The sequence below is a fragment of the Acinetobacter sp. TGL-Y2 genome, from assembly GCF_001612555.1.
GTDB lineage: Bacteria > Pseudomonadota > Gammaproteobacteria > Pseudomonadales > Moraxellaceae > Acinetobacter.
The window spans coordinates 572,567-595,971 of sequence record NZ_CP015110.1 but is presented as its reverse complement, the minus strand read 5'-3'; the positions used below and the strand labels follow the sequence as shown (position 1 = coordinate 595,971).

General features: G+C 40.4%; 26 protein-coding genes and 1 pseudogene. 7 read left to right on the top strand and 20 right to left on the bottom strand.

The features are described from left to right. Positions 1-71: 71 nt before the first annotated feature. Complete coding sequence (gene pheS / locus AMD27_RS02775; RefSeq protein ID WP_067656062.1) at positions 72-1,052, bottom strand: phenylalanine--tRNA ligase subunit alpha; 981 nt, start codon at positions 1,050-1,052, stop codon at positions 72-74. 169 nt (positions 1,053-1,221) lie between these two features. Between pheS and AMD27_RS02770 the strand changes: the two genes are divergently transcribed. Then, entirely contained in the window at positions 1,222-2,265 is a 1,044-nt protein-coding gene (locus AMD27_RS02770; protein ID WP_067656059.1) for a hypothetical protein, read from the top strand. Between the two features lie 20 nt (positions 2,266-2,285). Here AMD27_RS02770 and AMD27_RS19000 read toward each other — a convergent pair whose 3' ends face one another. The 4 genes and pseudogenes from AMD27_RS19000 to AMD27_RS02755 form a co-directional block, all read right to left on the bottom strand. Further along, complete coding sequence (locus AMD27_RS19000) at positions 2,286-2,834, bottom strand: NADAR family protein (protein ID WP_067662719.1); 549 nt, start codon at positions 2,832-2,834, stop codon at positions 2,286-2,288. Between the two features lie 102 nt (positions 2,835-2,936). Further along, positions 2,937-3,341, bottom strand: a pseudogene (locus AMD27_RS18995) (GNAT family N-acetyltransferase); the annotation flags it as partial. Then, positions 3,338-3,874 (bottom strand): AAA family ATPase, encoded by a 537-nt coding sequence (locus tag AMD27_RS02760; protein WP_067656052.1) that lies wholly within the window; start codon positions 3,872-3,874, stop codon positions 3,338-3,340. The pseudogene AMD27_RS18995 and the gene AMD27_RS02760, both read right to left, overlap by 4 nt. Positions 3,875-3,923: 49 nt before the next feature. Continuing rightward, the gene (locus tag AMD27_RS02755; protein WP_067656049.1) at positions 3,924-4,298 is read right to left on the bottom strand and encodes a hypothetical protein; all 375 of its coding nucleotides are present in this window, start codon (positions 4,296-4,298) and stop codon (positions 3,924-3,926) included. Positions 4,299-4,366: 68 nt separating this feature from the next. Between AMD27_RS02755 and AMD27_RS02750 the strand changes: the two genes are divergently transcribed. Continuing rightward, positions 4,367-5,518, top strand: a complete 1,152-nt coding sequence (locus AMD27_RS02750; protein WP_150115742.1) for a hypothetical protein — start codon at positions 4,367-4,369, stop codon at positions 5,516-5,518. 52 nt (positions 5,519-5,570) lie between these two features. Here AMD27_RS02750 and rplT read toward each other — a convergent pair whose 3' ends face one another. Beyond that, positions 5,571-5,930, bottom strand: coding sequence for a 50S ribosomal protein L20 (gene rplT / locus AMD27_RS02745; protein WP_067656042.1), 360 nt, complete (start codon positions 5,928-5,930; stop codon positions 5,571-5,573). Between the two features lie 11 nt (positions 5,931-5,941). Next, positions 5,942-6,136 (bottom strand): 50S ribosomal protein L35, encoded by a 195-nt coding sequence (gene rpmI / locus AMD27_RS02740; RefSeq protein ID WP_004278281.1) that lies wholly within the window; start codon positions 6,134-6,136, stop codon positions 5,942-5,944. A gap of 286 nt (positions 6,137-6,422) precedes the next feature. On the opposite strand from rpmI, the gene AMD27_RS02735 reads away from it, so the two are divergent. Then, positions 6,423-7,154, top strand: coding sequence for an energy transducer TonB family protein (locus AMD27_RS02735; protein ID WP_067656039.1), 732 nt, complete (start codon positions 6,423-6,425; stop codon positions 7,152-7,154). Between the two features lie 144 nt (positions 7,155-7,298). Here the strand turns inward: AMD27_RS02735 and AMD27_RS02730 are convergent, their stop codons facing one another. From AMD27_RS02730 to AMD27_RS02720, 3 genes are all read right to left on the bottom strand, one after another. Next, positions 7,299-7,724: a YqaA family protein gene (locus AMD27_RS02730; RefSeq protein ID WP_067662716.1), complete on the bottom strand. Its 426-nt coding sequence runs from the start codon at positions 7,722-7,724 to the stop codon at positions 7,299-7,301. Then, complete coding sequence (locus AMD27_RS02725; RefSeq protein ID WP_228140694.1) at positions 7,721-8,011, bottom strand: hypothetical protein; 291 nt, start codon at positions 8,009-8,011, stop codon at positions 7,721-7,723. The genes AMD27_RS02730 and AMD27_RS02725 overlap by 4 nt, the downstream gene beginning before the upstream one ends. An 87-nt stretch (positions 8,012-8,098) precedes the next feature. Further along, positions 8,099-8,716 carry a glutathione binding-like protein gene (locus AMD27_RS02720; protein WP_067656033.1) on the bottom strand — a complete coding sequence of 206 codons (618 nt, stop codon included), beginning with the start codon at positions 8,714-8,716 and terminating at the stop codon, positions 8,099-8,101. Positions 8,717-9,009: 293 nt separating this feature from the next. Between AMD27_RS02720 and AMD27_RS02715 the strand changes: the two genes are divergently transcribed. Further along, positions 9,010-9,468 (top strand): Hsp20 family protein, encoded by a 459-nt coding sequence (locus AMD27_RS02715; protein WP_067656030.1) that lies wholly within the window; start codon positions 9,010-9,012, stop codon positions 9,466-9,468. A gap of 134 nt (positions 9,469-9,602) precedes the next feature. On the opposite strand, the gene infC is transcribed toward AMD27_RS02715, so the two are convergent. Both infC and thrS read right to left on the bottom strand, forming a co-directional pair. After that, positions 9,603-10,154 (bottom strand): translation initiation factor IF-3, encoded by a 552-nt coding sequence (gene infC, locus AMD27_RS02710; RefSeq protein ID WP_081405911.1) that lies wholly within the window; start codon positions 10,152-10,154, stop codon positions 9,603-9,605. 5 nt (positions 10,155-10,159) lie between these two features. After that, positions 10,160-12,082, bottom strand: coding sequence for a threonine--tRNA ligase (thrS, locus tag AMD27_RS02705; protein ID WP_067656020.1), 1,923 nt, complete (start codon positions 12,080-12,082; stop codon positions 10,160-10,162). Positions 12,083-12,324: 242 nt separating this feature from the next. Between thrS and AMD27_RS02700 the strand changes: the two genes are divergently transcribed. The 3 genes from AMD27_RS02700 (at position 12,325) to AMD27_RS02690 (ending at position 17,106) form a co-directional block, all read left to right on the top strand. Continuing rightward, entirely contained in the window at positions 12,325-13,383 is a 1,059-nt protein-coding gene (locus tag AMD27_RS02700; RefSeq protein ID WP_067656017.1) for a hypothetical protein, read from the top strand. A gap of 243 nt (positions 13,384-13,626) precedes the next feature. Further along, positions 13,627-15,246, top strand: coding sequence for a glutamate synthase-related protein (locus AMD27_RS02695; RefSeq protein ID WP_067656014.1), 1,620 nt, complete (start codon positions 13,627-13,629; stop codon positions 15,244-15,246). Positions 15,247-15,459: 213 nt separating this feature from the next. Further along, entirely contained in the window at positions 15,460-17,106 is a 1,647-nt protein-coding gene (locus tag AMD27_RS02690) for an acyl-CoA synthetase (RefSeq protein WP_067656011.1), read from the top strand. Between the two features lie 96 nt (positions 17,107-17,202). Here AMD27_RS02690 and AMD27_RS02685 read toward each other — a convergent pair whose 3' ends face one another. From AMD27_RS02685 to pcnB, 8 genes are all read right to left on the bottom strand, one after another. Then, positions 17,203-17,724 carry a cysteine peptidase family C39 domain-containing protein gene (locus AMD27_RS02685; RefSeq protein WP_067656008.1) on the bottom strand — a complete coding sequence of 174 codons (522 nt, stop codon included), beginning with the start codon at positions 17,722-17,724 and terminating at the stop codon, positions 17,203-17,205. 199 nt (positions 17,725-17,923) lie between these two features. After that, positions 17,924-18,463 (bottom strand): ribosome biogenesis factor YjgA, encoded by a 540-nt coding sequence (gene yjgA / locus AMD27_RS02680; RefSeq protein WP_067656005.1) that lies wholly within the window; start codon positions 18,461-18,463, stop codon positions 17,924-17,926. A 2-nt stretch (positions 18,464-18,465) separates the two neighbouring features. Beyond that, positions 18,466-18,735: an HPr family phosphocarrier protein gene (locus AMD27_RS02675; RefSeq protein WP_067656002.1), complete on the bottom strand. Its 270-nt coding sequence runs from the start codon at positions 18,733-18,735 to the stop codon at positions 18,466-18,468. After that, entirely contained in the window at positions 18,732-19,583 is an 852-nt protein-coding gene (gene rapZ, locus AMD27_RS02670) for an RNase adapter RapZ (protein ID WP_067655999.1), read from the bottom strand. The genes AMD27_RS02675 and rapZ overlap by 4 nt, the downstream gene beginning before the upstream one ends. Before the next feature lie 12 nt (positions 19,584-19,595). After that, complete coding sequence (gene panC, locus AMD27_RS02665; protein WP_067655996.1) at positions 19,596-20,453, bottom strand: pantoate--beta-alanine ligase; 858 nt, start codon at positions 20,451-20,453, stop codon at positions 19,596-19,598. Positions 20,454-20,505: 52 nt separating this feature from the next. Beyond that, entirely contained in the window at positions 20,506-21,315 is an 810-nt protein-coding gene (gene panB, locus AMD27_RS02660) for a 3-methyl-2-oxobutanoate hydroxymethyltransferase (protein WP_067655993.1), read from the bottom strand. Between the two features lie 40 nt (positions 21,316-21,355). Then, a complete protein-coding gene (folK, locus tag AMD27_RS02655) occupies positions 21,356-21,844 on the bottom strand; it encodes a 2-amino-4-hydroxy-6-hydroxymethyldihydropteridine diphosphokinase (RefSeq protein WP_067655990.1) in 489 nt (162 codons plus the stop codon). Beyond that, entirely contained in the window at positions 21,841-23,313 is a 1,473-nt protein-coding gene (gene pcnB / locus AMD27_RS02650; RefSeq protein WP_067655987.1) for a polynucleotide adenylyltransferase PcnB, read from the bottom strand. The genes folK and pcnB overlap by 4 nt, the downstream gene beginning before the upstream one ends. Between the last annotated feature and the right edge of the window lie 92 nt (positions 23,314-23,405).

Below are 23,405 nucleotides of genomic sequence, written 5' to 3'. Positions count from 1 at the left end.
TCCCCCTTTCTAAAGGGGGATTTAGGGGGATTTTTATAAACCTTTAAATTGTTAAATATCGATTCAAACTATTAAGCAAACTGGCGTAAGAAACGCACATCATTTTGGAAGAACATACGCAAGTCATTCACTCCGTAGCGAAGCATTGCGAAACGCTCTACACCTAGACCAAATGCAAAACCTGTATATTTTTCAGGATCAATGCCCGCAGCTTGAAGTACATTGGGATGCACCATACCGCAGCCTAAAACCTCCAACCAACGACCACGTTCATCCATAATATCCACTTCAGCACTTGGTTCTGTAAATGGGAAATAAGAAGGACGGAAACGCACCGTTAAGTCTTTTTCGAAGAACTCATTTAAAAGGTTAATCAATAACCCTTTCAGTTCTGCGAAGCTGGTTTTCTCAGCCACATACAACCCTTCAATTTGATGGAACATTGGAGAATGCGTTTGATCCGAGTCACAGCGATAGACACGACCCGGGCAGACAATACGAATGGGTGGCTGTGAGGTTTCCATGGTGCGAATCTGCACACCAGATGTATGCGTACGTAGCAAATGATTCACATCAAAGTAAAAAGTATCATGCATTGCACGCGCAGGATGATGACCCGGAATATTGAGTGCTTCAAAGTTATGATAGTCATCTTCAACTTCTGGACCTGTGGCAATACTAAAACCAGCCTTGGTAAAGAATTGGCAAATACGATCTTGCACTTGTGTCACAGGGTGAATACTGCCCACTGCCTGACCACGACCCGGCAAAGTAATATCAATCTGTTCACTTGCAAGTTTTTGTTCTAATGCAGCTTTTTGCAAAGACGCTTGTCGCTCAGTCAATGCACTATTGATGGCTTCACGTACTGCATGAATCTGAGCACCAAAAACTTTACGTTCTTCAGGGTCCATTTTGCCCAGCGACTTCGATTGTTCAGCGAGCTGGCTTTTCTTACCCGTAAACTGCACACGTACTTGATCGAGTGTAGCAAGGTCGTCTGCTGCTGCAATGGCAGCGAGCGCTTCAGTGGTCAAGGCTTCCAGTGACATAGTAACTCTCAAAGCAACAATATAAGAAAAAATAATATAACTGCATATTCTAACAGTTTTTATGCAGTCGAATGAAGTTTAGAAAGCGGAAAATTATATGCGCAATAAGAATAGTAATTTGATTTATAAAAAGGATAAGATATTGCCAATGTCACCCAGAAGATGAACCATGGCTCTTGACCCAATTTGGAAACAACAACTTGCACTTGTCAGCTATGGCAATGAATATCTAAATCAAAACCTCAGTTTCAATGACTGGGCGAATCATGCCATTTTTAACCAACATATTTTGGCTTTTCGTGATTTAAATAATCAGCATTTGCTAGCACAACATTTTCAAATATGGTTAGAAAGTTTAAAAAAACAAGGGGTAAGCAAAATTAGCTTACACAACTCAAGCCTCCTTATGGATGAAAAAAACCCCAATCCGAATGTGGAATTGCTGCCCTATGCGCACTTTATTGTCAGTCATCATGCCAAATCCCAAGTTGCTTGGATTTTTGGTAAAGAACTGGCTGAATGGTATACCGCGGACAATGATTTTGACGTACCACTACATCAAAGAAGTAAGGTTCGTACAGAAATCATGTGGCGTTTTGAACTCAACTCAACCCATGCAAAACGTGTCGAGGCTGATCTGCAACAGCCAAATTGGGATGATATTCACGTCTTTACAGAACATGCATTATTTGATCAGCCTTTGGCTCAAGGCTTTATTGCACCTCATTTGTTGGGTCAGTCCTATTATGGCTATGAATTGAAACCAAACAGTGAAGACTCCATTATTTCAGATCAACTGAACTTGGCTCTTCTACCCAGCCATTACAATGCTACATATGCCCACGACAGCTTGATTCGATTAGATGCCCTGCATCGTTATATATCCCAAAAAATCAGACAGCCTATTCAAGAGAATGGCCAAGCATTAGCGGCGGATGAAATTTTGAATCTGCGTCACTTCCAACAAAAACTTGAAGACCTCACTGCAAAATTCGTGACCAAAGTGGCCAATCACTACAAAACGGCTCGATTAACCCCGATTGAGGTGAGCTCACCGTTAGATGAACCTGCAACATACAAAACTGAAAAGCGCTTTTTCAATAATGAAATACACAGTTCAAAATCAGAGCATAAATCGGGTAAATCGAATGTTTTTGCTTTAATTATGATTACCGTGTTGATTTGTGTTTGTGCTTATTATTTTGGGCTATAAAAAATGAGTACGGAGGCAATTTATAATTGTTTCCGTACTTCCATCAAAGCAAAACCGAGTAGATTTAATCCCTTCCAAAGAACAGGCTTGTCTACAGTCTGGTCATGTTCGTCGACGCCAATTCCCCAAATTTTATCAAACGGCGAAGCCTCAACTAAGACCTGATCTCCCGTATTTAATAGGAATTGACCTAAGTTTTTATTTTGTGAGAATTTAGCCAAATTCCCTTTAACCACAATAGCCAAACGATGTTTTACCCATGTATCATCTTGATAATTTTTAACTAAACGACCTAGTGCTTTAATTTCTTTTGGATTCCCAGTTAAAAGAATCTTAGAAAAGATATCATAATCATCAAACAATTTGGCTTTTTGAGCCATCATATATTGCTCAGTATTTTTATAAAGATGCCCATCAAGTTCAAAACTGGCAGGATACCACTGACTTAAACAACTTTTATCTACGATATGAGACTGTTTGGATGTATGCCCCCAAAAGCCTAAATATTCAAAACGTTTGCCTTGTTGAACTTGTTTTTGTAATTCCGCTAAATACTGTGTATCAGACATCAACTCAGCTCCTTTTTTATTTGTTTCAATGCTTAAGTGATAATGTAAAATTTTTAATTCATGAGCATAATTTGAAGCATCCTCAATTTTAATACACTTTGCTCCAAGCTTTTCATAAAAATAACGGCTTGGATTTCGATCAAATACTTCGATCTTCATCAAATGGCATTGTTTTTGTTTGAATAATGCCAAACCCTGTTCCATCAATTGTAGACCTACACCTTTAGCTTGTATCTTTTTTAGCAGATAAATTGCTCGAAGCTCTCCAACTTTTTTACTCACATCAAAGTAGAAATCTGCGAATCCAAGGACTGTTTGATCTTCCTCGTATACCCAAACAACTTGGTTTGGATCTTTTAGTACACTCTCCCAAATCTTGATTTTTTTTGATTCATCTAAACGATTTAAAATTTCTTGATCAACAATTCCAGTATACGTTTCTTTCCAACTCAATATATGTACTGCTGCAATTTGGATGGCATCACTCAGTTTCGCATGTCTTATCATAATTTTGATCTTGTTAAAAATTCATTTATGTCTTTTCTCGATCTTAAGTGGATAAATTGAATATCCGAATATTGAGGATCATTCAAAATTTTAAGATATTTTTCCCGATTTTTTTGATGTGTTTTCACCATCCAAAAAACAATCGAATCACGAGCAAACAATGATTTAAAACTCTCGGTATTATTAGAACTGATCCATAATGGTTGTTGACTGAAAACCCGATGTAACGCCCGTTTTACGGATCGGTAAAAATTGATATGAAAAGGTAAGTCTAACCAAATGATGGTATCGATCTGTTCCCATTTTATTTTTTGGGTTCGTGTGTAGTTCCCATCAATCACATAGCCTTCAGGAGCTTGATTGATTTTCTGTTGCACCTTTTTAAAAAATTCCTGATCAGAAGACTCTTGCCAATCATCCAACCAAAACAGGTCATCGAGTTCGATATAACTAAGTTTCAACTGCTGAGCGAGTGCTTTAGAAAATGTACTTTTCCCTGAAGCAGATGTTCCAACCACATTAATTCTTTTCACACCAACCTCTACATATTAGCCTTCTTGTTATTGCGTCAAACACATCACTTTAATCGTAAGATAAATCATCTTCATCTACATTGATAAAATCTGGTTGAGGCATAATTGTAAATTGCACAGCACCAATAAAACTTAAGTTCAGCATTTTGGCTTTAGCCACGCGGTGCATACCATCCATAACTCGCCCTTCAGGACAGAGAATAATGGGATAACTTAGATCAGCTTCCCCAACCAACTTAAAATGCTCAAGCAGCTCAATTGTATTTGGATAATGATTAGGAAACCAATAAGGTTCCTTCAACTCTTGAATATCATCCAATGAAATTTGTAGGACGGGCAAATGAGAACTTTGATGAATGAGCTGATCCATATCCCAAATATAGGTGTCTTCACCGACCTTTCTAAAATGATATTGTTTTCGCATTTACCTATCATTAATTCCAAATTATGATGAACCAACAATATACTTAAATACTGACGATAAAAATGATAATGGATGACTATTGGAAATTTATTTTTGGAGTCCAATACAACGCTAACCTTTTCTTCAACAATGAAATTGAGTATCACCAAATTAAGCATGAATGGAGTTCTTTTTTTTGTGATGTATTCTTAGTTCGAGACTATGCAACAAATACTTTACTTTATGATTCTATTGATGGGCTTGTGATCGGTCTGTTTCAGCAACATTTTAAATCATGTTCTCTCTACCCTTTTGAGCTACTTTTTGATGAGAGTGGATTGAATCAAAAGATTCATTTTGATTTTCCAATCTATAACTATCCTGTCGCAGTATTTAAAAGTATGGGTTTTGGATGGATTGCTTTAATCCAAATCAATGAGAAACTAAAGTCAAAAGAAATTCACCCTCTTGGAGATCCGCGAGAGTTTTGTGGCGTAAGCTCCAGCCAAAGAGCAAGTAACAATCAACTATTTACTTTAATACGATTAAATGAAGCACAAGAACAAAAAGCTCAAGCCTTTGATCAACATTTAGATTGGATGAGTTATTTCAATCATATCAAGGCTAATTTTTTAGAAAATCGGTTTAACTATATAGATGATTCTGGACTCCTCATCGCCCATAATTTATTTATAGAATATCACGGAGAAAAAAAATTAAGCGAGGAGGATGACAACCCGAATAATCTCGCTTTTTCATTGCTTCAACGCTGCATACATGTCTATGAATGTCTTTCACAGTTGCATACCAATTATCATGAACGTCCTCCATACCCCGATTTTATTGATTCACATACAGAGCAATATGTAGAGTTTACTGAGCAGTTTGAAACTGCAATCATCAACTTGATTTGTCATACTGCAAATGATTATAAGAATGCTAAAGTAAAAACTAAATTTATCCCAATTCAAAAAAATAAATACATTACTTATGAAGCCGAACTTGAACCGAATATTGATGAATTCAATGAAGATTCAACCGAGATCGAAACACTACCTCAAAAGAACCCAGATCTGCCCATCACTGGTATGAGAGCAATCACAACTCTACTCATTTTATTTATCGTTATTTTTTTAATTGTTTATGGATTATTTTGGATGATGCGCCAATATGAACTTGCAAAAATAACAGTGATCACCACAGGGCTCATCATCCTGCTATATCTTTGGTCAAAAAAATAAGACCATAAAAAAGACCGCTAAAAGCGGTCTTTTTTTGAATCATCTATGACAATTAAGCAGCTAATGCGCTTTTCGCTTTTTCAGCGATAGCAGCAAATGCAACTGCATCATGCATAGCGATGTCAGCAAGTACGCGACGGTCGATGATGATCTGAGCTTTTTTCAAGCCAGAAATCATACGGCTGTACGACATACCATTTAAACGCGCACCAGCATTGATACGAGCAATCCACAAAGCGCGGAATTGACGTTTCTTCTGACGACGGTCACGATATGCGTATTGACCAGCTTTGATTACCGCTTGGAACGCTACGCGATAAACACGTGAGCGAGCGCCGTAGTAACCTTTAGCACGAGCAAGAATTTTTTTGTGACGGCGATGAGCCTGAACACCACGTTTTACACGAGCCATTTATAATCTCCTTAGATGTACGGGCACATACGGCGAACTGAAGCAACGTCACTCACGTGAACCATTACACAGCCGCGTAATTGACGAATACGCTTAGCAGATTTTTTGGTCAAAATGTGGCGTTTGAACGCTTGTTTACGCTTAAAACCGTTTGCAGTCGCTTTAAAGCGTTTAGCTGCACCACGGCGAGTTTTCATCTTAGGCATAACAACCTCTTTTGAACACCTGTTCGGAACGTCTGCACCATTGCAAAAACGACCTGCAGGTAAGGGAGCGGGTATTCTAAAGCATCTTTGTTTAAAACAAAAGCACTAAGCGCAAATACATCTTCGATATTCCGATCAAATACTCAAACTCTTTGATTGATGGCTTTATCCTGATTTTATGGTCATGCATATACATAAACAAAAAAACTTGCAGCACTTTGTAAATACGTCAATACTCTCACCGCCTTGTACGACACTCACTCAACTTATTATCAAGATTACATTCATGAAAGCACTGCTCTATTCTGCCCTTGTCCTATGTTTTGCCACAACTTCGGCATACAGCAAAGAAAACAACATCACTCAACTGGCAACACAAACGGTAACGGCTGAATCTGCGCACTTAACCACTCGTATTCAATGGGTCAAATTCCCTAAAATTCAATTTGATGATGCTGACCTCAAGTCTCAAGATCGCTATGCAATTGTTCGAATTAAGGCAAATGAAGCAGGCAAAGTCATTGATGCGGCAGTGAAAGAAAGTACAGGCATTACCAAACTCGACCAAATTCTTTTAAAAGCGGTGTATGCAGCCCAAACAAAACCATTTCAGAAAAATGGCAATGAGCTATCTATGATTGGTTATCAAGCCTTTAGCTTAAAACTCGATCAAAATAATACAGGCAATTGCGCGCTCGATTTTGATTCCAAAGTTTGGCAGGCACAACAACAGAAAAAGAAAACCTCATTTACTTATGTTAAAGCGCCACAGCTTAATATCAGTGCCAATGATCTCAATGGGCATGATCGTAAAATTAAGTTCACACTCAAAATGAATAAACACGGCAATGTGAAACAGGTCAAAATCACCCAAGGCTCTGGCGTCTATACCTTAGACCAAGTGCTAAAACAATCGCTTTTAACGGCTCAAGTTAAAGTTCCGCGTCAATATTGGATTTATAAAAAGTCCACATTAAAGGATGAAATTCAACTGCATTTAGATCAATGCAAACCTTAATATAATTAGCCTCAAGTGACGCGCTGATATTTTTAAAACCTTGTTCTCACTGTACAGTGATATCACGAAATAGCGTAAAAAATTAAGTCATAGGCTATTCGGATTGTATTGAGAAAATTAAGTGATTAAAGCTTGGCTTGTACTCTAGATCACCCCCAAGAAAATCAAATAAATAAAAAGATAACGTCCGATTTTCGCAATAGATACCATCAGTAAAAATCGGACAAAACTTTCCTTCAGCAAACCCGCAATCAAAGTAATGGGATCACCAATAATCGGCACCCAGCTCAGCAATAAAGACCAATACCCATATTTTTGATAGGTTTTTTTTGCCTTTTGCATATTCTGCTCTGACACAGGAAACCATTTTTTATCCTTATATTTTTCAACTTGGATGCCCAAATACCAGTTCACACATGAACCCAAAATATTTCCTAGACTGGCAACAACAATCAGCACCCATACCGCGTGCTCATTTTGAAGCAATAATCCAATCAAAACCGCCTCAGATTGCAGCGGCAATAATGTTGCCGCTCCAAAGGCCGAGATAAAAAGAAAAAATAAACTCAGCATGAGCGCCCGATTTTCTTCTTCGTGGTTTTGTACTCATAGACCGACCAAATTACTGCGGCAATCATTACAAAGTAACGACTTAGACTGTAGCGCTGAATTAAAGGTTCAATTGCAGCCTTTACTACCGTTTTACTTTCACTCGACAATGATTGTATCAGTGTTTGAATATGTACAGCTTCAGCAATGAACAGGAGCAAACACCCTACTATGCCCACAATAATACTGGCGTAAATTTTGGCATTATGTTCAATAATAGTGGTTAAGTTTAACAAGAACGCTTTCATCAATATATGATCCAATAAAAAAACCACCCTCAGGTGGTTGATGTCTTCATGTTTAAATATTATCACAACTTGACCCGTGCTTTCGATTTACACCTGAATCGCAAGTGCCTTTTGCACAGCAGGGCGTGCATTTAAACGTTTAACATAATTTTTTACGTTTGGATAATCATCTATCGCAATATTTTGCCATTCATAACGGAGTAACCACGGAAATATCGCGATATCAGCAATGGAGTACTCTCCTGCCACATATTCTTGCCCTATGAGCTGCTGATCTAAAACGGTGTAAAGACGTTTGGTTTCTGCAGTAAAACGTTCAATCGCATAAGGGATTTTTTCTTTGGCAAATTTACCAAAATGATGATTTTGCCCCAGCATCGGACCCAAGCCGCCCATTTGCCACATCAGCCACTGTTCGACTTCGACACGCTTTTGCTCGTCTTTCGGATAAAATAAACCAGTTTTGCGCCCCAAATATTGCAAAATTGCCCCAGACTCAAAGACTGAAATAGCTTCGCCAGCTGGACCGTCTTGATCAACAATTGCGGGGATTTTATTGTTGGGTGAAATTTTTAAAAAATCATATTGAAACTGATCATTTTCTAAAATATTGATCGGAAAAATACGATAATCCAAAGCCATTTCTTCTAAAGCAATCGTTATTTTTTGACCATTGGGTGTCCCCCAATAATATAAATCTATCATGTTCAATCCTTTTGATTCTGTACTGTATTCTTCAATTTTGTCTATTTTATAACACGTTTAGATAGGATAAATCATATATAAAATTGCGAATCGCTGATTCAAATATCTGAATATCAAACATTTGAAAAAAAAAATTTAAAAAAATGAAAAAATAATCTTGAAATTTTGAAAGCTGTACCGATATTTAAATCATCAGCAATGATCAAATGATGTTGCTGAATATCTGTCGGTGCAATGCACAACAGATTGAAATCTTGTTTTTATAACTTTGCTGACCTCAGGAGGTTCTATCAATGAGTAACATGAGTCTTACTCCACTGTTCCGTCGTAGTATTGGTTTTGACCGTTTTAACGATTTGTTTGACTATGCTATGCAAAGTGAAACACCCAATTATCCACCGTATAATATTGAAAAAACTGCGGACAACCATTATCGCATTGTGGTTGCAACAGCTGGTTTTTCTGAAGATGAACTTTCGATACATTTGGAAAACTCGGTGCTGAGCATATCAGGTAAACCAAGCGAGGATGACAAAGACGGCAATATTGAACTATTGCATAAAGGCATTGCACGGCGTGCGTTTAAATTGTCTTTAAGACTGGATGAGCATATTGAAGTGCAAAATGCTAGCTATGAACATGGTTTACTCAGCATTGCATTACAGCGCATTATTCCAGAGGAAAAAATGCCACGACAAATCCCGATTGGCACCAAATCCGCTCAACCCTTAATTGAAACCCAAGCGAGTTAAATCACACGATTCGATCTATTAATTAGAAAGACCGGCAATCGCTGGTCTTTTTTATGTGTTTTTTCACAGCATTCAACAAGTAACAGACAAAAAAAGCACTGCATGATGCAGTGCTTTTTTCTGTCAAAAATAGATTACTTTTTCTTTTTAGGACCAAGCAACATACCCATCTGACGACCTTCCATTTTCGGTGATTGTTCAACCACACCAAAATCAGTTACATCAGCTTCAATTTTTTGCAATTGAGCTAAACCTAGCTGTTGGTGGGCCATTTCACGACCACGGAAACGCAAAGTAATTTTAACCTTGTTGCCTTCTTCTAAGAAACGAAGAATGGCACGCAGCTTGATGTTGTAATCACCAATGTCTGTACCAGGGCGCAACTTAATTTCTTTCACCTGAACTTGATGCTGTTTTTTCTTAGCATCTTTTTGCTTTTGCTTCAGATCGAATAAATGCTTGTTAAAATCCATGATCTTACAAACAGGTGGCTCTGCATTAGCAACGATCTCTACAAGATCAAGCTCAACTTCTTCTGCAGCGCGCAAAGCTTCAGCAAGTGAAACGATGCCCTTTTGCTCTCCTTCAGCACCAACGAGACGTACTTCCTTAGCACGGATCTCGTCATTTAATGCTGGACGATTGCTTTTAGCACCTTGTTGTTGGTTACGGTCAGGCTGTTTAATCTTTATTACTCCACAATATACCGGCCACGTTCGGCTACGGCTACTTTCACTAAGTCAACGAAAGCATCAATTGACATAGTACCTAAATTTGTTCCAGAGCGAGTACGAACATTGACTGTTCCTTCCTCAACTTCGCGATCCCCAAGTACCAATAAGTAAGGAATACGCTCTAGAGTACGCTCACGAATCTTAAAGCCGATTTTCTCATTTCTCAAGTCTGAAATTGCACGAATGCCCTTTTCTTTGAGTTTAGCGACCACTTGCTCACAAGCGGCGCCTTGAGAATCGGTAATATTCATCACACATGCTTGGACTGGAGCCAACCATGGTGGCATAAAACCAGCGTAATGTTCAATTAGTATACCAATAAAACGTTCAAAACTGCCAAGAATTGCACGATGCAACATTACAGGATGATCACGATCATTCTCTTCAGTCACAAAAGAAGCATCTAAACGTACGGGTAAGTTAAAATCACACTGTATTGTACCGCATTGCCAGATACGACCTAAGCAATCTTTTAAAGAGAATTCAATTTTTGGACCATAGAATGCACCTTCACCCGGTTGAAGATCCCATTCAAGACCTGCAGCATCTAAAGCATCAGCTAAAGACTTCTCTGCAACATCCCAGAGTTTATCATCACCCACACGTTTTTCAGGACGTGTCGAGAGTTTCATTTGGACGTCTTCAAAGCCAAAATCTTTATATACATCTAAAGTCAGCTTGATAAAGTCTGCCACTTCTTGACCAATTTGTTCTTTGGTACAGAAAATGTGTGCATCATCTTGGGTAAATCCACGAACACGCATGATACCGTGTAATGAACCCGATGGTTCGTTACGGTGACATGAACCAAATTCTGCTAAACGCACTGGAAGATCACGGTACGATTTCAAACCTTGGTTAAAGACTTGTACGTGGCAAGGACAGTTCATGGGTTTAATTGCGTAGTTACGGTTTTCAGAATGCGTAGTAAACATACCATCAGCATAGTTTGCTGCATGACCTGATTTCTCCCAAAGGGTAAAATCTACAACCTGTGGTGTACGAATTTCTTGATAACCATTGTCTTGTTGGATTTTACGCATGTATTGTTCTAATACTTGGTAAATGGTCCAGCCGTTCGGATGCCAAAACACCATACCGGGTGCTTCTTCTTGCATATGGAACAAATCAAGCGCTTTACCAATTTTACGGTGGTCACGTTTTTCAGCTTCTTCAATACGTTTTACATAGGCTGCAAGCTGTTTCTTGTCTGCCCACGCTGTACCGTAAATACGTTGAAGCTGTTCGTTCTTCGCATCACCGCGCCAATACGCACCTGACATTTTGGTGAGTTTAAATGATTTTAAGAATTTAGTATTCGGTACGTGCGGACCACGGCACATATCGACATATTCTTGATGATAGTACAGACCCATTTGAGTCTCATTCGGCATATCATCAATCAAACGTAATTTATAATCTTCGCCACGTTGCGTGAATAACTCAATTACTTCTGCACGAGGTGTCATTTTTTTAATGACATCGTAGTCTTCATCGATGAGCTTTTTCATACGTGCTTCGATGGCTGCGAAATCATCTAATGTAAATGGTTTTTCACTAAAGATATCGTAATAGAAACCTTCTTCAATTACAGGACCAATCACCATTTTTGCTTCTGGGAACAATTGCTTAACAGCATGACCCACTAAATGTGCGCAAGAATGACGAATAATTTCGACCCCTTCCTCATCTTTAGGCGTAATGATTTGAAGTGTTGAATCTTCTGTAATTAAATCTGATGCATCAACCAAAAGATCGTTTACACGACCCGCAACTGTATTTTTCGCAAGACCAGGACCGATGCTTAAAGCAACATCCATAACCGATACGGCTTGATCAAACTGCTTTTGATCGCCATTTGGCAAAGTAATAATGGGCATAAAAAATCCTTAAGGAGTGATGCCCCGTACCATGGAGCATGTCACCGCGAGATTATGATCGAGGAAAACCTCAAAATATAAAATCGGTGCAATAAATCTAAGTGCGAAAATTTTACACCTATAATCAGTTTTTATAAACCACTCACTAAAATTAAACACAAATCTAGCTGATTTAGTTCATCAATTTAATTATAAATTTTTGATATAATCATTTTTACAATAAATAAACACAGGTCATCATAATGAATTTAGCTTCTTTCCCCCTTCGAATCTTATCTCTTTCTCTTCTGTCGATCAGCCTCGTTGCTTGTGGCGGCGGTGATGGAGACTCTATTGCTGAAAATCTCAATCCAACCAACATTCAATGCGTCAACGGAATTCCTAAAAATCTAAAAACCAAAGGTAATGGTGTTTTTTCTGAGGAACTCTTTTCTATAGATACTTTTTCTGATCAAGATGATGAAGATCAGGTAATTTTCAAATCGAATCGTCTTGAAAACGGCGTATGGTATGAAAATTTAAGTCAAATCATTCCCAATGCATTCACCCGTTTAGATGATGAGTATAATGCTGGCTACCACTTAACCCCTCAAACACTCACCACTAGTTTCAAACAAATCACCACCACTGCGGGTCTGCCTTTGGGTTACGTCACTGAGCAAAATAAAGAAGCGCTCACCTTGGTGCCATTTAGCGATACTTGTGACTTAAACACGGAGCGTAAGATTGCTGTGCATTTAGACCAGTTAGATTTAACGGGTAAAACCATGGCAGACTTACTGGCCTATTATGAATTGGGGAATCCTAAAAAAGCCAAACGCTATTTGCCTTCGCATATTGAATACGTGTTCTCTCAAGACCGCACGCTGTATCAAAAATTAAAAAACAATCCGATCACATTCCCAGCAGGTTCAGTCATTTATTTTCCAGACCAAGAAATTTACACAGCTCCCTCTATTTCGTTCTATGAAAGCGAAAAGACCCCTTTACGCAGTTTGACTGAATATACCAACCACTCATCTAATCGACTGCCAGCAGGTTACGCATGGAAGTTGGATACGTTTGCGGGCTACAAAGTGGTTTATCCAATCAACAGTCAATCAGGTGCTTATGCTTACCTCAATAACGCTTATCCAGGCGTTGAATATCAAGGCGGTATTTATTCAGGATTTGGCGTCATTCCAGGCAATTACTTGAAATATTCACAATATGATCGTGCTGAAGATATTGATATGGACACCACTTATTTTAATAAAACAGCAGCACAAGCTTTTGCAAACATTCTTAAAGCCAGCCAATAATCAATTCATCTGGTGATTCGTTAATTAAGCTCAAAACCACTTTCGAGTGGTTTTGAGCTTTGAGCAGTCATAAAATAATTATCTCAATCCTAGGACACAGCGGACCATTTTTCGCCCCCAAGCACCCCTTGTTACTATGGCATACTTGTTCAAAGTTCCGTTGTTTATAACTAAGCATCACTTACATTCATTTCATATAAAAATAATGAAACATTCGCCCCCCTTTATTCATAGGCAGGTCATATGCAAGCGCATCCCCTCATTTCATTTGATTCATTAGACGTTTTAAAACCTGCTTACGCACTCGCAGCCAATGTTGATCTGGTGGTTTTAAGATTAACCGAAGATGACCCAGAACAAGTCGTGGTCATGTATGGGCGTTGTCAACATCGCGGTGCATTGATGTCAGACGCACGTATTCAAGGCGATAAAATTGTCTGCGGTTTACATGGTTCGCATTATAATTTCAAGACGGGAATCAACCCGCGTTATATCACCAAAAACTTGCAGAAATTCAAAGCTTGGATTGAAAACGGTAATGTTTATGTTGATCTTGAAGAAATTGCAGCGTGGGAAGAAAAACATCCGCAAAATATCAAACGAGATCAATATCAAGGCCTATATGCAGATTCACAGCCTGCACCTGAAGAGCCGCACAATCGATTTATTTTAGAACTGGCAAAACACGGCTTAAGCAAATTTGGACATCATGGTCCCACTACATCAATGGGCGTACCTTTTGATCAGCTTCCAAAATGGGAAGACATTCAACTGGTGACTGCACAGCTTTGGAAAGTTCCTTTACTTGATGATGCCCCTGTCTGCACTGAAGTAATCATTGGCCCAAATGCTAGAAAACCCCTTAAACTCGATATTCCGTTGTTTGTCTCTGATATGAGTTTTGGTGCACTTTCTCAAGAAGCCAAAGTGGCGCTTGCGCGTGGTGCAGAACTTTCAGGTACTGGCATCTGTTCGGGTGAAGGCGGTATGCTCGAAGACGAAAAAGCCGCGAACTCGCGTTACTTTTATGAACTGGCCTCTGCTCGCTTTGGCTATGACATTGAAAAAGTCAAACAATGTCAGGCTTTTCATTTTAAAGGGGGGCAAGCAGCCAAGACCGGTACAGGCGGACATTTACCGGGTCATAAAGTGGTGGGCAAAATTGCTGAAGTACGTGGGTTGAGTGAAGGTCAAGCAGCGATTTCGCCTGCGACATTTCCAGATTGGACTGAACTGTCACAATATAAAGAATTTGCAGCATATATCCGTGCTGAAACGGGTGGTATTCCGATTGGTTTTAAACTCTCCGCACAGCATATTGAAAAAGACATCGATGCTGCCTTAAGCATAGGGGTTGATTATATTATTTTGGATGGTCGTGGTGGTGGGACAGGTGCTGCGCCTACCCTGTTCCGTGACCATATTTCAGTACCCACTATTCCGGCTTTGGCACGTGCGCGTCGCCATTTAGATCGACTGGGTCGCCAAGATATTAGTTTGGTCATCACAGGCGGTCTGCGTGTGCCTGCTGACTTCATAAAGGCACTGGCGCTAGGTGCTGATGCAATTGCGGTTTCAAACTCAGCCATGCAAGCCATAGGTTGTCTCGGTATGCGTGCCTGCCAAACCAATGATTGCCCTGTCGGAATTGCCACTCAGCAAGATTATTTGCGTCGTCGTTTGGAAATTGAAAAATCTGCACAGCAATTGGCAAATTTCTTTGGGGCGTCTGTCGAGCTGATGCAAGTCATGGCGCGTGCATGTGGGCATCACCATTTGAACCAATTTAGTCTTGATGACCTGACCACATGGAAAAAAGACATGAGTGAACTGACTGGCATTGCATACGGCGGCATTCATTAATGCTTTTATTTTAATAAAAATGCTTCAGTGCTTAAGCTCAGTCTTTCAATCGGCTGAATCTATTCAGCCGATTTTTTTAAGGCCTTAAATCAGCTCTGCAGTCAGCTCAAGTTTGAATTACCGGTTTACACGCGACTAAAGCATAAAGGCAATTTTTCAAAAAAATTCTTATCTTGTACGTAGGAAGAATAATTAAAGTTTTGGAGAACTCAAATGAATAGCGCTTATGATGAATTGCCCCGTACGCCTGCAAACTTTGTCGCTTTATCTCCTTTACGCTACTTAGAACGTGCTGCGTATATTTATCCCCATCAAGATGCGATTGTTCATGGTTCCCGTCATATTTCATGGCGTGAAAAATATAACCGTTGTCGCCAGTTCGCAGATCAACTGCAAAAATACGGCATTGGTAAAAATGATACAGTTTCAGCACTCCTTCCCAACGTGCCTGCCATGCTCGAAGCGCATTTTGCCGTGCCTATGGCGGGCGCAGTACTCAACACCTTAAATACCCGTTTGGATGCCAAAACTTTGGCGTTTATGCTTCAACATGCCGAATCAAAAGTGCTGTTGGTCGATCCAGAGTTTTCAAGCTTGGCTCAAGACGCACTGGCTTTAATCGATCAAGAGATTCTAGTGATTGATGTGGCAGACTCAGAATATGAGCATCACGCCTCTACCGCTGCTATTGGTCAGATTGAATATGAAGACTGGCTTCAAGGGGGTAACCCAGAATTTGAATGGCAATTGCCTCAAGATGAGTGGGATGCCATCAGCTTAAGTTACACCTCAGGCACGACAGGCAACCCCAAAGGCGTGGTCTATCATCACCGCGGGGCATATATCAATGCAGCCAGCAACATTATTGCATGTGGGATGACGCCTCGTGCCACATACCTGTGGACATTACCACTATTCCATTGCAATGGTTGGTGTTTTGCATGGACCATGGCGGCCAATGGCGGCACCAACATTTGCTTGCGTAAAGTCGATCCAGAACTGGTTTTTAAATTGATTACAGAATATAAAGTTGATTATTTCTGCGGCGCACCGATTGTGCTTTCGATGATGATCAACACACCAAAAGAACAACAAGTGAAAATTGAACACCGTGTTGAAGTGATGGTGGCTGGTGCAGCGCCGCCTGCTGCGATTATTGAGGGAATGCGCAATATTGGAGTAAATGTCACCCATGTTTATGGTCTGACTGAAACTTATGGCCCTTCTGCACTTTGTGCCTCTCAAGCAGGCTGGAGCGACCTCAGCATACAGGAACAAGCGCAACTTCATTCACGTCAAGGTGTACCTTATCCACTGCAAGACGGCATGAAAGTGATTGACCCTGAAACCATGTTGCCTGTACCTCACGACGGCAAAACCATGGGCGAAATTATGTTCCGTGGCAACATTGTCATGAAAGGTTATCTGAAAAATCCAGAAGCGACTGCTGAAGCATTTGCTGGGGGATGGTTCCATACGGGTGATTTGGCTGTATCTCAACCCGATGGTTATGCCAAAATTACCGACCGCTCAAAAGATGTGATTATCTCAGGCGGTGAAAATATTTCATCGCTTGAGGTTGAAGAAGTGCTCTATCAACATCCTGCTGTTATGACCGCAGCTGTGGTGGCGAAACCTGATCCGCGCTGGCAAGAAGTACCGTGCGCCTTCATTGAGTTAAAGCCCGAGATGCATGCGACAGAAGATGAGATTATTGAATTTTGCAAACAGCATCTAGCGCGTTTTAAAGTGCCTAAAGACATTGTGATTACTGAAATCCCCAAAACATCGACTGGGAAATTACAAAAATTCATTTTGCGTGATTGGGCAAAAGAGCGTTCAGTGGGTGAATTAAGCTAATTGTACCGCCTGTAATTTGAAGCAAAAAAGCGATCCTTCGGGTCGCTTTTTTTTCGGATATTTTTGATGATTGAATCAATGTTGCATCAGTTAAAATCATAACGCTGAATATTCACGGCAAATGCTAATGGCTTGCTGACAAATCCCTTCAACTTTACGCTGCCGCTCAAATAGCTCAGCTGACATCACATCAAAATGGTCAAAGAAACTAATTTCATTTCGATTGATGTCATAAACCAGTGAATGATTGCCCACGCCTTCTAAAGTGTCGTAATACACTATCACCCAATGACCCTGTTCAATTTTGCTTTGAATTTCTGCATAACTTAAAGTCTCTAAAATGGGAATCTGCAATCGAGTGGCCTCGGCATAACAGGGGAGCTCTTTCGCATCTTTATGCAAGTCTTCTTCGGTATGAAAAGTCACACTAAAGCCCATTTTCTTTAAACCCACCGCCAGCCCAATGCTAAATGTGCCATCATTTTGATCATAACCGCACACCTTGGCAAGATCCTGAAGATCAAGCTCAATATTACAATGCTGTAAGATCATCCACACTGCATAAATACCGCAATTGGCAGGCATATCCTGCAACTGCTGAGGAATTTCCAAACTCATAACTGTATACTCATCACTATATACTTATCACCAAGTGTTCATAACTGCATACTTATAACTGTCTATTCATAACAGAGTGCCCTTCTATCAACGGGTCCATCTTTCACTTGCCGTTTGATGAAAATCAAATTGAATTGAAAAAGCGACCGGATTCGGTCGCTTCTTTAGAACACTCAACTTGAATGTGTTGAAAAATACGTTATTTCAAGGTTTCTGAAATCAAGGCCACTTGCTTCACATAGTTGGTCATATTCAATCGAGACTCCGCCACAGCCTCTTCACCCAATTGCTGCTTAATATCACGCTGAATACGCAAAATATGTTGGCGAATTGCATGATGTTCCGCTGCACCATACGCCTTAATGAACTCTTTGATGGCAGGATCACCTTGCAAAATCATTCGATCTACCCAACGTAACAGTTGAGCCTGCTTTTTAGCCCCTTGCTGCGGTGTTAAATAAGACAAAATGACCGTTTCATCTTCATTACGTAATAATTTACCAATACGTGAAAACTGACGACGACGCGCTTCATATGATGTAATCAGTTTCACATCAAGAAGGGCATCAATTAAGCGTTCTTCCACTGGGAGGTTTTGGATTTGCTTAATACTTAACTCAGCCAATTGCTCACCGAGAGCAGCCATGCGTTGCACAGCTTTCTTTTTTTCAGTTTTACTTGCACGCCCTTCCAAAGACTCAAAATCATCTTCAGTAAAACGTTGCGTTTGACGTGCCACGATTATTCTGCCTCGTAAAATTTTGCTGCGAACAATGCTTGAACTTCAGACAAAGCTTTTTCTTCATCTGCACCTTCAACCACAATACGCAAAGTAGTACCCTTGCCTGCACCGAGCATCAGCAAGGACATAATATTTTTGGCATCAACTAATTTTTCGCCCTTACCAATTTGAATCGAACAACGAAACTTAGTAGTGACTTCAATGAGCTTACCAGATGCTCGCGCATGTAATCCTAATTTGTTAATTACGTCAATAGTTGTGTCAATCATGACCAGTGCTTCATTTCTCTATGCAAGACTTGAATAGACCATTTTGCCTCAAGAGCCTTTTTCAGTCTATCTACAATATATACGGAACGATGTTGCCCACCCGTACATCCTATGGAAACCGTGATGTAATGGCGATGTCCTGCTGCAAATGCAGGCAGCCATTTCGATAAAAATTGATTTAAATCATCAAACATGTCATTGGTTTTGTCATGTGAGCTTAAAAATGTCTGAATCGGCTCATCTAGCCCTGAATATTTTCGAAGCTCAATGTCCCAATGTGGATTAGGTAAATGTCGAACATCAAAAATAAAATCAGCATCTAAAGGAATGCCGTGTTTATAGCCAAAAGATTGTAAGATTACAATCAGATTATCCACCTGACCCAGCCGCGATAATAAAGTATCTTTGAGGTCATGAACACTCTTATCCGATGTATCTATTTGAACCGTGGCTTTTAATTGAATCGGAAGCAGCAACTGTTTTTCTTCTTGAATGCATTCATTCAAGCTTTTAAAACGATTGGCCAGTGGATGCGGACGCCTTGAAGCGCTAAAACGTGCAATCAACTCTTGGTCTTTGGTGCTCAAATAAATAACATCGACCGAACCATGCTTTTCCAGTTGTTGGTAAACCTGATCAAACTCTTGTAAATCTGCCCGCGTGCTTCGAACATCTACCCCAAGCGCTAATTGCTCTAAATTGTTTTCTTGATCGAGTTTACCTACAATCTCAGGCAATAATGCCAAAGGCAAATTATCGATACAGTAATAACCTAAATCTTCAAGCACCTGCAATGCAGATGACTTTCCTGAACCCGATTGACCTGTAACAATAAGAATGCGCTTCATGGCATTAGCACCTTATATTTTAAATGATGAACTAAAATTGACCTGTAAATTATCAATTAAACGAGTTTTACCCAGTTTGGCAGCCACAAACAGTACAATGTCTTGATCGAACTGTTCTACTGTTTGTAGCATGGGACTACGTGCTTCCACATAATCCACTTCAAAACCATGCTGAGTGAGCTCATTTTTAATCTGCAGCAACACATCAGAGAGTAACGCACCTTGCTTTAAGTTGGATGCAGCTGTTTTTAAACTTTGATAAATCACTGGTGCTGTTTGACGATGTTCTGCTGATAAATAACCGTTACGCGAACTTAAGGCCAAACCATCTTCGGCACGTGCAATCGGTACACCCATAATTTCAATCGGCATATTCAAGTCTTGAACAAACTGTTTAATCACCGCCAGTTGTTGATAATCTTTTTGGCCAAAAAATGCAAAATGTGGCTGAACAATATTAAACAATTTGGTGACGACCACAGCCACACCATCAAAATGACCTAGGCGCTGTGCACCGCATAAATCATCGGTAATTTGACCTACGCTAATATTGGTCAAGCGCGGATACTTGCCATACATTTGTTCAACCGAAGGTGCAAAAATAATATCGCAACCGACATCTGCCAACAACTGACTGTCTTGATCTAATGTTCTTGGATAGCTATCAAAGTCTTCATTAGGACCAAATTGAATTGGATTGACGAAAATACTGACCACCACGACATCACAGAGTTTGCGTGCTTCACGAACTAAGTTTAAATGTCCTTGATGTAAGTTCCCCATGGTCGGAACGAAACCAATGGTTTTACGAGATTGGCGCGCGCTACTTAACGATGCCGTTAAACCTTGAATACTAATTTCAGTTTTCATTCTTCAACTCAATTATTTATAGTTCAACTGATATTTAAAGTTCAACTGATATTTAAAGTTCAACTTGGAACATATGTTCTTTCGCAGGAAAAGACTGGTCTTGCACAGCGAGGTGATAAGCCTTGAATGCATCTACAATGGCGGTTTCACCCGACTGCTCTTTCATAAAATTACGTACAAAACGTGCCACACGACCAAAAGTTAAGCCCAGCATATCTTGGCTGACCAAGACCTGACCGTCTGTATCCACGCCCGCGCCAATGCCAATCACCGGCGTGTGCGGGAACAATTCGGTAATTTCTTGACCCAACTGTGCAGGAACACATTCGAGTAATAATGCCGCAGCACCTGAATCTACCACAGCCTGACAATCTGCAATCAGCTGATCTGCTGCAGCACGGGTTTTGGCTTGTAGCTTATAACCCCCAAAAACATGCACTGACTGCGGGGTCAAACCCAAATGTACACAAACAGGAATACCATTACGGGTTAGCACTTGCACAGTTTCTGCAAGCCATGCACCACCTTCAAGCTTGACCATTTGAGCGCCTGCTTGCATGACTTTTTTAGAATTTTGTAAGGCATCATTCAACGTCGCATAACTCATAAAGGGTAAATCAGACATGATGAGTGCATGCTGATTGCCTCGACGCACTGCTGCCGTGTGATACACCATATCTTCAACGGATACAGGTAAGGTTGAGTCATGTCCCTGAATGGTCATACCCAATGAATCACCAATCAAAATCGTGTCAACTTCAGCAATTTCCATCGCCTTGGCCATGCTTGCGTCATAACACGTCAGGCAAGAGAATTTACGTCCTTGTTGTTTGAATTGTCTTAAATCACTTAGACTTATCATAAAGATGTCCTCTAACTCAGTTCCTTAGAACATGCTAAAATTAAATATTGACCCAAGACTCATCTACCAGCACAGTCAAATTACTCTGTTTGACCACATTAGTATCTTGTAAGTTCAGTCCATTGATTTGCAAATGTGGATCCAAATCCAACAACGGCAACAACACAAAATCTCGCTCTAGTACGCCTACATGTGGCACAGTCAGGCGTTCATTTTGAATCTGCTCTTGTGCATACAGCAGTAAATCTAAATCCAGTGTACGTTCACCCCAGTGCCGTAGGCGAACGCGTCCTGATTCTTGTTCAAAATTCTGTAACTGATCTAGCAAATCCAAAGGCGCTAAATCTGTCACCAGCTGCACCACTGCATTGTGATAATGCGGTTGATCTTGAGGACCCATGGGCGGGCTATGATATAACTTAGAGGCTTTGACTGCCCCTAAGCTGGCTAACTTATAAAATGCCTCAGCCATAATAGACTGAGAATCCCCTAAATTACTGCCCAGTCCGATATAGGTCACCTGACTCATTGCGTTGGACCAAAGACCACACTGTTTAAATCACGCTTTACCCGTTTGCGTTTTAAAATCGGATGATCTGCATGGATCGTTCCTGACTCAACACGTGCATGTGCAGGATTTGAACGCTTATTTTCATAGGGTTGGCTTGGCGCAGGTTTACGCGGACGTCGGCTGCGTGATTCTGACTCTTTGACCAAAGGTTCAATCATTGAACTGACTTTGCTTTCAGTCACATCCTCAACCACAGCATTTGACTTACGACGACTCTTATTGCGTTGACGGTTATATTGACCAATCACACGCTCTTTTTCGTCCATCGACATATTTTGATAGTTATCCCACCAACTGCCCATGCCTTGTGTACTTTCATCGCCTGACTTTTCGCGCAGCAACATAAAGTCAAAGCCCGCACGGAAACGCGCATGGTTTGAAAGCAACTCAATTTGCTGTGGTTTAGGATTTAAAAGTCGAGTTTGCATTTCCCAAACTTCGCGAATAAAGGTTTCGGCAAAACGTGGAATAATGGTGCGTGTTGCTTGACGTTTTAATACATCTAAGCCCGCTTGCGCGCGTGCTTCGGCGGCAACCACCCCTTTAGCTGCATAAATATCACAACGGGCTAAGAATTGTTCCCATAACAAAACAGCATAGAAAAATGCAGGATTAATGGTTTTACCAACCTGAATCCGTTGATCGGTATTTCGGGCCGCACGCTCGATAAATTGATTAATTTCAGCCGGCACTTCTGCAAACAATTGCTGCCAAATGCCAAATTCAATCAGCATAGGTAACACGCGGTTCAGATGCCCCATAGTGAACAGCTTTTGCGATTCATCATATAAACGATGCGGTGATACATCGCGCAGTAACAGGGTCGCTTCAGGCGTAAAGACCTTTAAAATTTCTGGATCAATACTGAAGTTAAGTTTTGCGGCAAAGCGCAAGGTACGTAACATCCGTACAGGATCTTCTTCAAAGCGTAATTTTGGATCACCCAACAGACGTAAGGTTTTGGTTTGAATATCGTCTATGGCATTACAAAAATCGAGGACCACACCTTTACGGGGTTGATAGTACATCGCATTAATCGAAAAATCGCGACGTACAAAGTCTTGTTCTATTGTGCCCCAGTTATTGTCACGCAGAATCATGCCGGCAGCCGATGTGACTGATTTTTTTGGTGGGGCTCTAAATGTCGCAACTTCAATCAGTTCACGACCTGAGTAGACATGAGCCAACTCAAAACGACGGCCAATAATTCGGCAACGACGGCCAAAGACTTCTTTAATTTGAGCAGGTGTTGCATTGGTGACTGCATCAAAATCCTTTGGGGTTAACCCAAGCATCAAGTCACGTACACCACCACCGACAATATAAGCTTCATAGCCAGCTTTGGTTAAAGAATCAATAACATCTAAAATGTAAGAAGGTAATTGAGTAGTGGATAAGCCACACTTAGACGCGTGCAAAGTTTGCAAAAGACGCTGTCTCCTACGTCAGGACGTAAAAATCATAATTATGCTAATCATAGCTCTATCACAATCAAAGGGCAATTTGAATCTCTTGATCT

Bases quoted from the DNA above. Each gene is read 5' to 3' on its own strand.
- pheS (WP_067656062.1), bottom strand. From the start codon at position 1,052: ATGTCACTGGAAGCCTTGACCACTGAAGCGCTCGCTGCCATTGCAGCA.
- AMD27_RS02685 (WP_067656008.1), bottom strand. From the start codon at position 17,724: ATGAGTTTGGAAATTCCTCAGCAGTTGCAGGATATGCCTGCCAATTGC.
- rpmI (WP_004278281.1), bottom strand. From the start codon at position 6,136: ATGCCTAAGATGAAAACTCGCCGTGGTGCAGCTAAACGCTTTAAAGCG.
- AMD27_RS02725 (WP_228140694.1), bottom strand. From the start codon at position 8,011: ATGAAAGCGTTCTTGTTAAACTTAACCACTATTATTGAACATAATGCC.
- AMD27_RS02755 (WP_067656049.1), bottom strand. From the start codon at position 4,298: ATGCGAAAACAATATCATTTTAGAAAGGTCGGTGAAGACACCTATATT.
- thrS (WP_067656020.1), bottom strand. From the start codon at position 12,082: ATGCCCATTATTACTTTGCCAAATGGCGATCAAAAGCAGTTTGATCAA.
- panB (WP_067655993.1), bottom strand. From the start codon at position 21,315: ATGATAAGTCTAAGTGATTTAAGACAATTCAAACAACAAGGACGTAAA.
- AMD27_RS02700 (WP_067656017.1), top strand. From the start codon at position 12,325: ATGAATTTAGCTTCTTTCCCCCTTCGAATCTTATCTCTTTCTCTTCTG.
- folK (WP_067655990.1), bottom strand. From the start codon at position 21,844: ATGAGTCAGGTGACCTATATCGGACTGGGCAGTAATTTAGGGGATTCT.
- AMD27_RS02715 (WP_067656030.1), top strand. From the start codon at position 9,010: ATGAGTAACATGAGTCTTACTCCACTGTTCCGTCGTAGTATTGGTTTT.
- AMD27_RS02735 (WP_067656039.1), top strand. From the start codon at position 6,423: ATGAAAGCACTGCTCTATTCTGCCCTTGTCCTATGTTTTGCCACAACT.
- AMD27_RS19000 (WP_067662719.1), bottom strand. From the start codon at position 2,834: ATGTCTGATACACAGTATTTAGCGGAATTACAAAAACAAGTTCAACAA.
- rplT (WP_067656042.1), bottom strand. From the start codon at position 5,930: ATGGCTCGTGTAAAACGTGGTGTTCAGGCTCATCGCCGTCACAAAAAA.
- panC (WP_067655996.1), bottom strand. From the start codon at position 20,453: ATGAAAACTGAAATTAGTATTCAAGGTTTAACGGCATCGTTAAGTAGC.
- AMD27_RS02750 (WP_150115742.1), top strand. From the start codon at position 4,367: ATGGATGACTATTGGAAATTTATTTTTGGAGTCCAATACAACGCTAAC.
- AMD27_RS02770 (WP_067656059.1), top strand. From the start codon at position 1,222: ATGGCTCTTGACCCAATTTGGAAACAACAACTTGCACTTGTCAGCTAT.
- AMD27_RS02690 (WP_067656011.1), top strand. From the start codon at position 15,460: ATGAATAGCGCTTATGATGAATTGCCCCGTACGCCTGCAAACTTTGTC.
- AMD27_RS02675 (WP_067656002.1), bottom strand. From the start codon at position 18,735: ATGATTGACACAACTATTGACGTAATTAACAAATTAGGATTACATGCG.
- rapZ (WP_067655999.1), bottom strand. From the start codon at position 19,583: ATGAAGCGCATTCTTATTGTTACAGGTCAATCGGGTTCAGGAAAGTCA.
- AMD27_RS02720 (WP_067656033.1), bottom strand. From the start codon at position 8,716: ATGATAGATTTATATTATTGGGGGACACCCAATGGTCAAAAAATAACG.
- AMD27_RS02695 (WP_067656014.1), top strand. From the start codon at position 13,627: ATGCAAGCGCATCCCCTCATTTCATTTGATTCATTAGACGTTTTAAAA.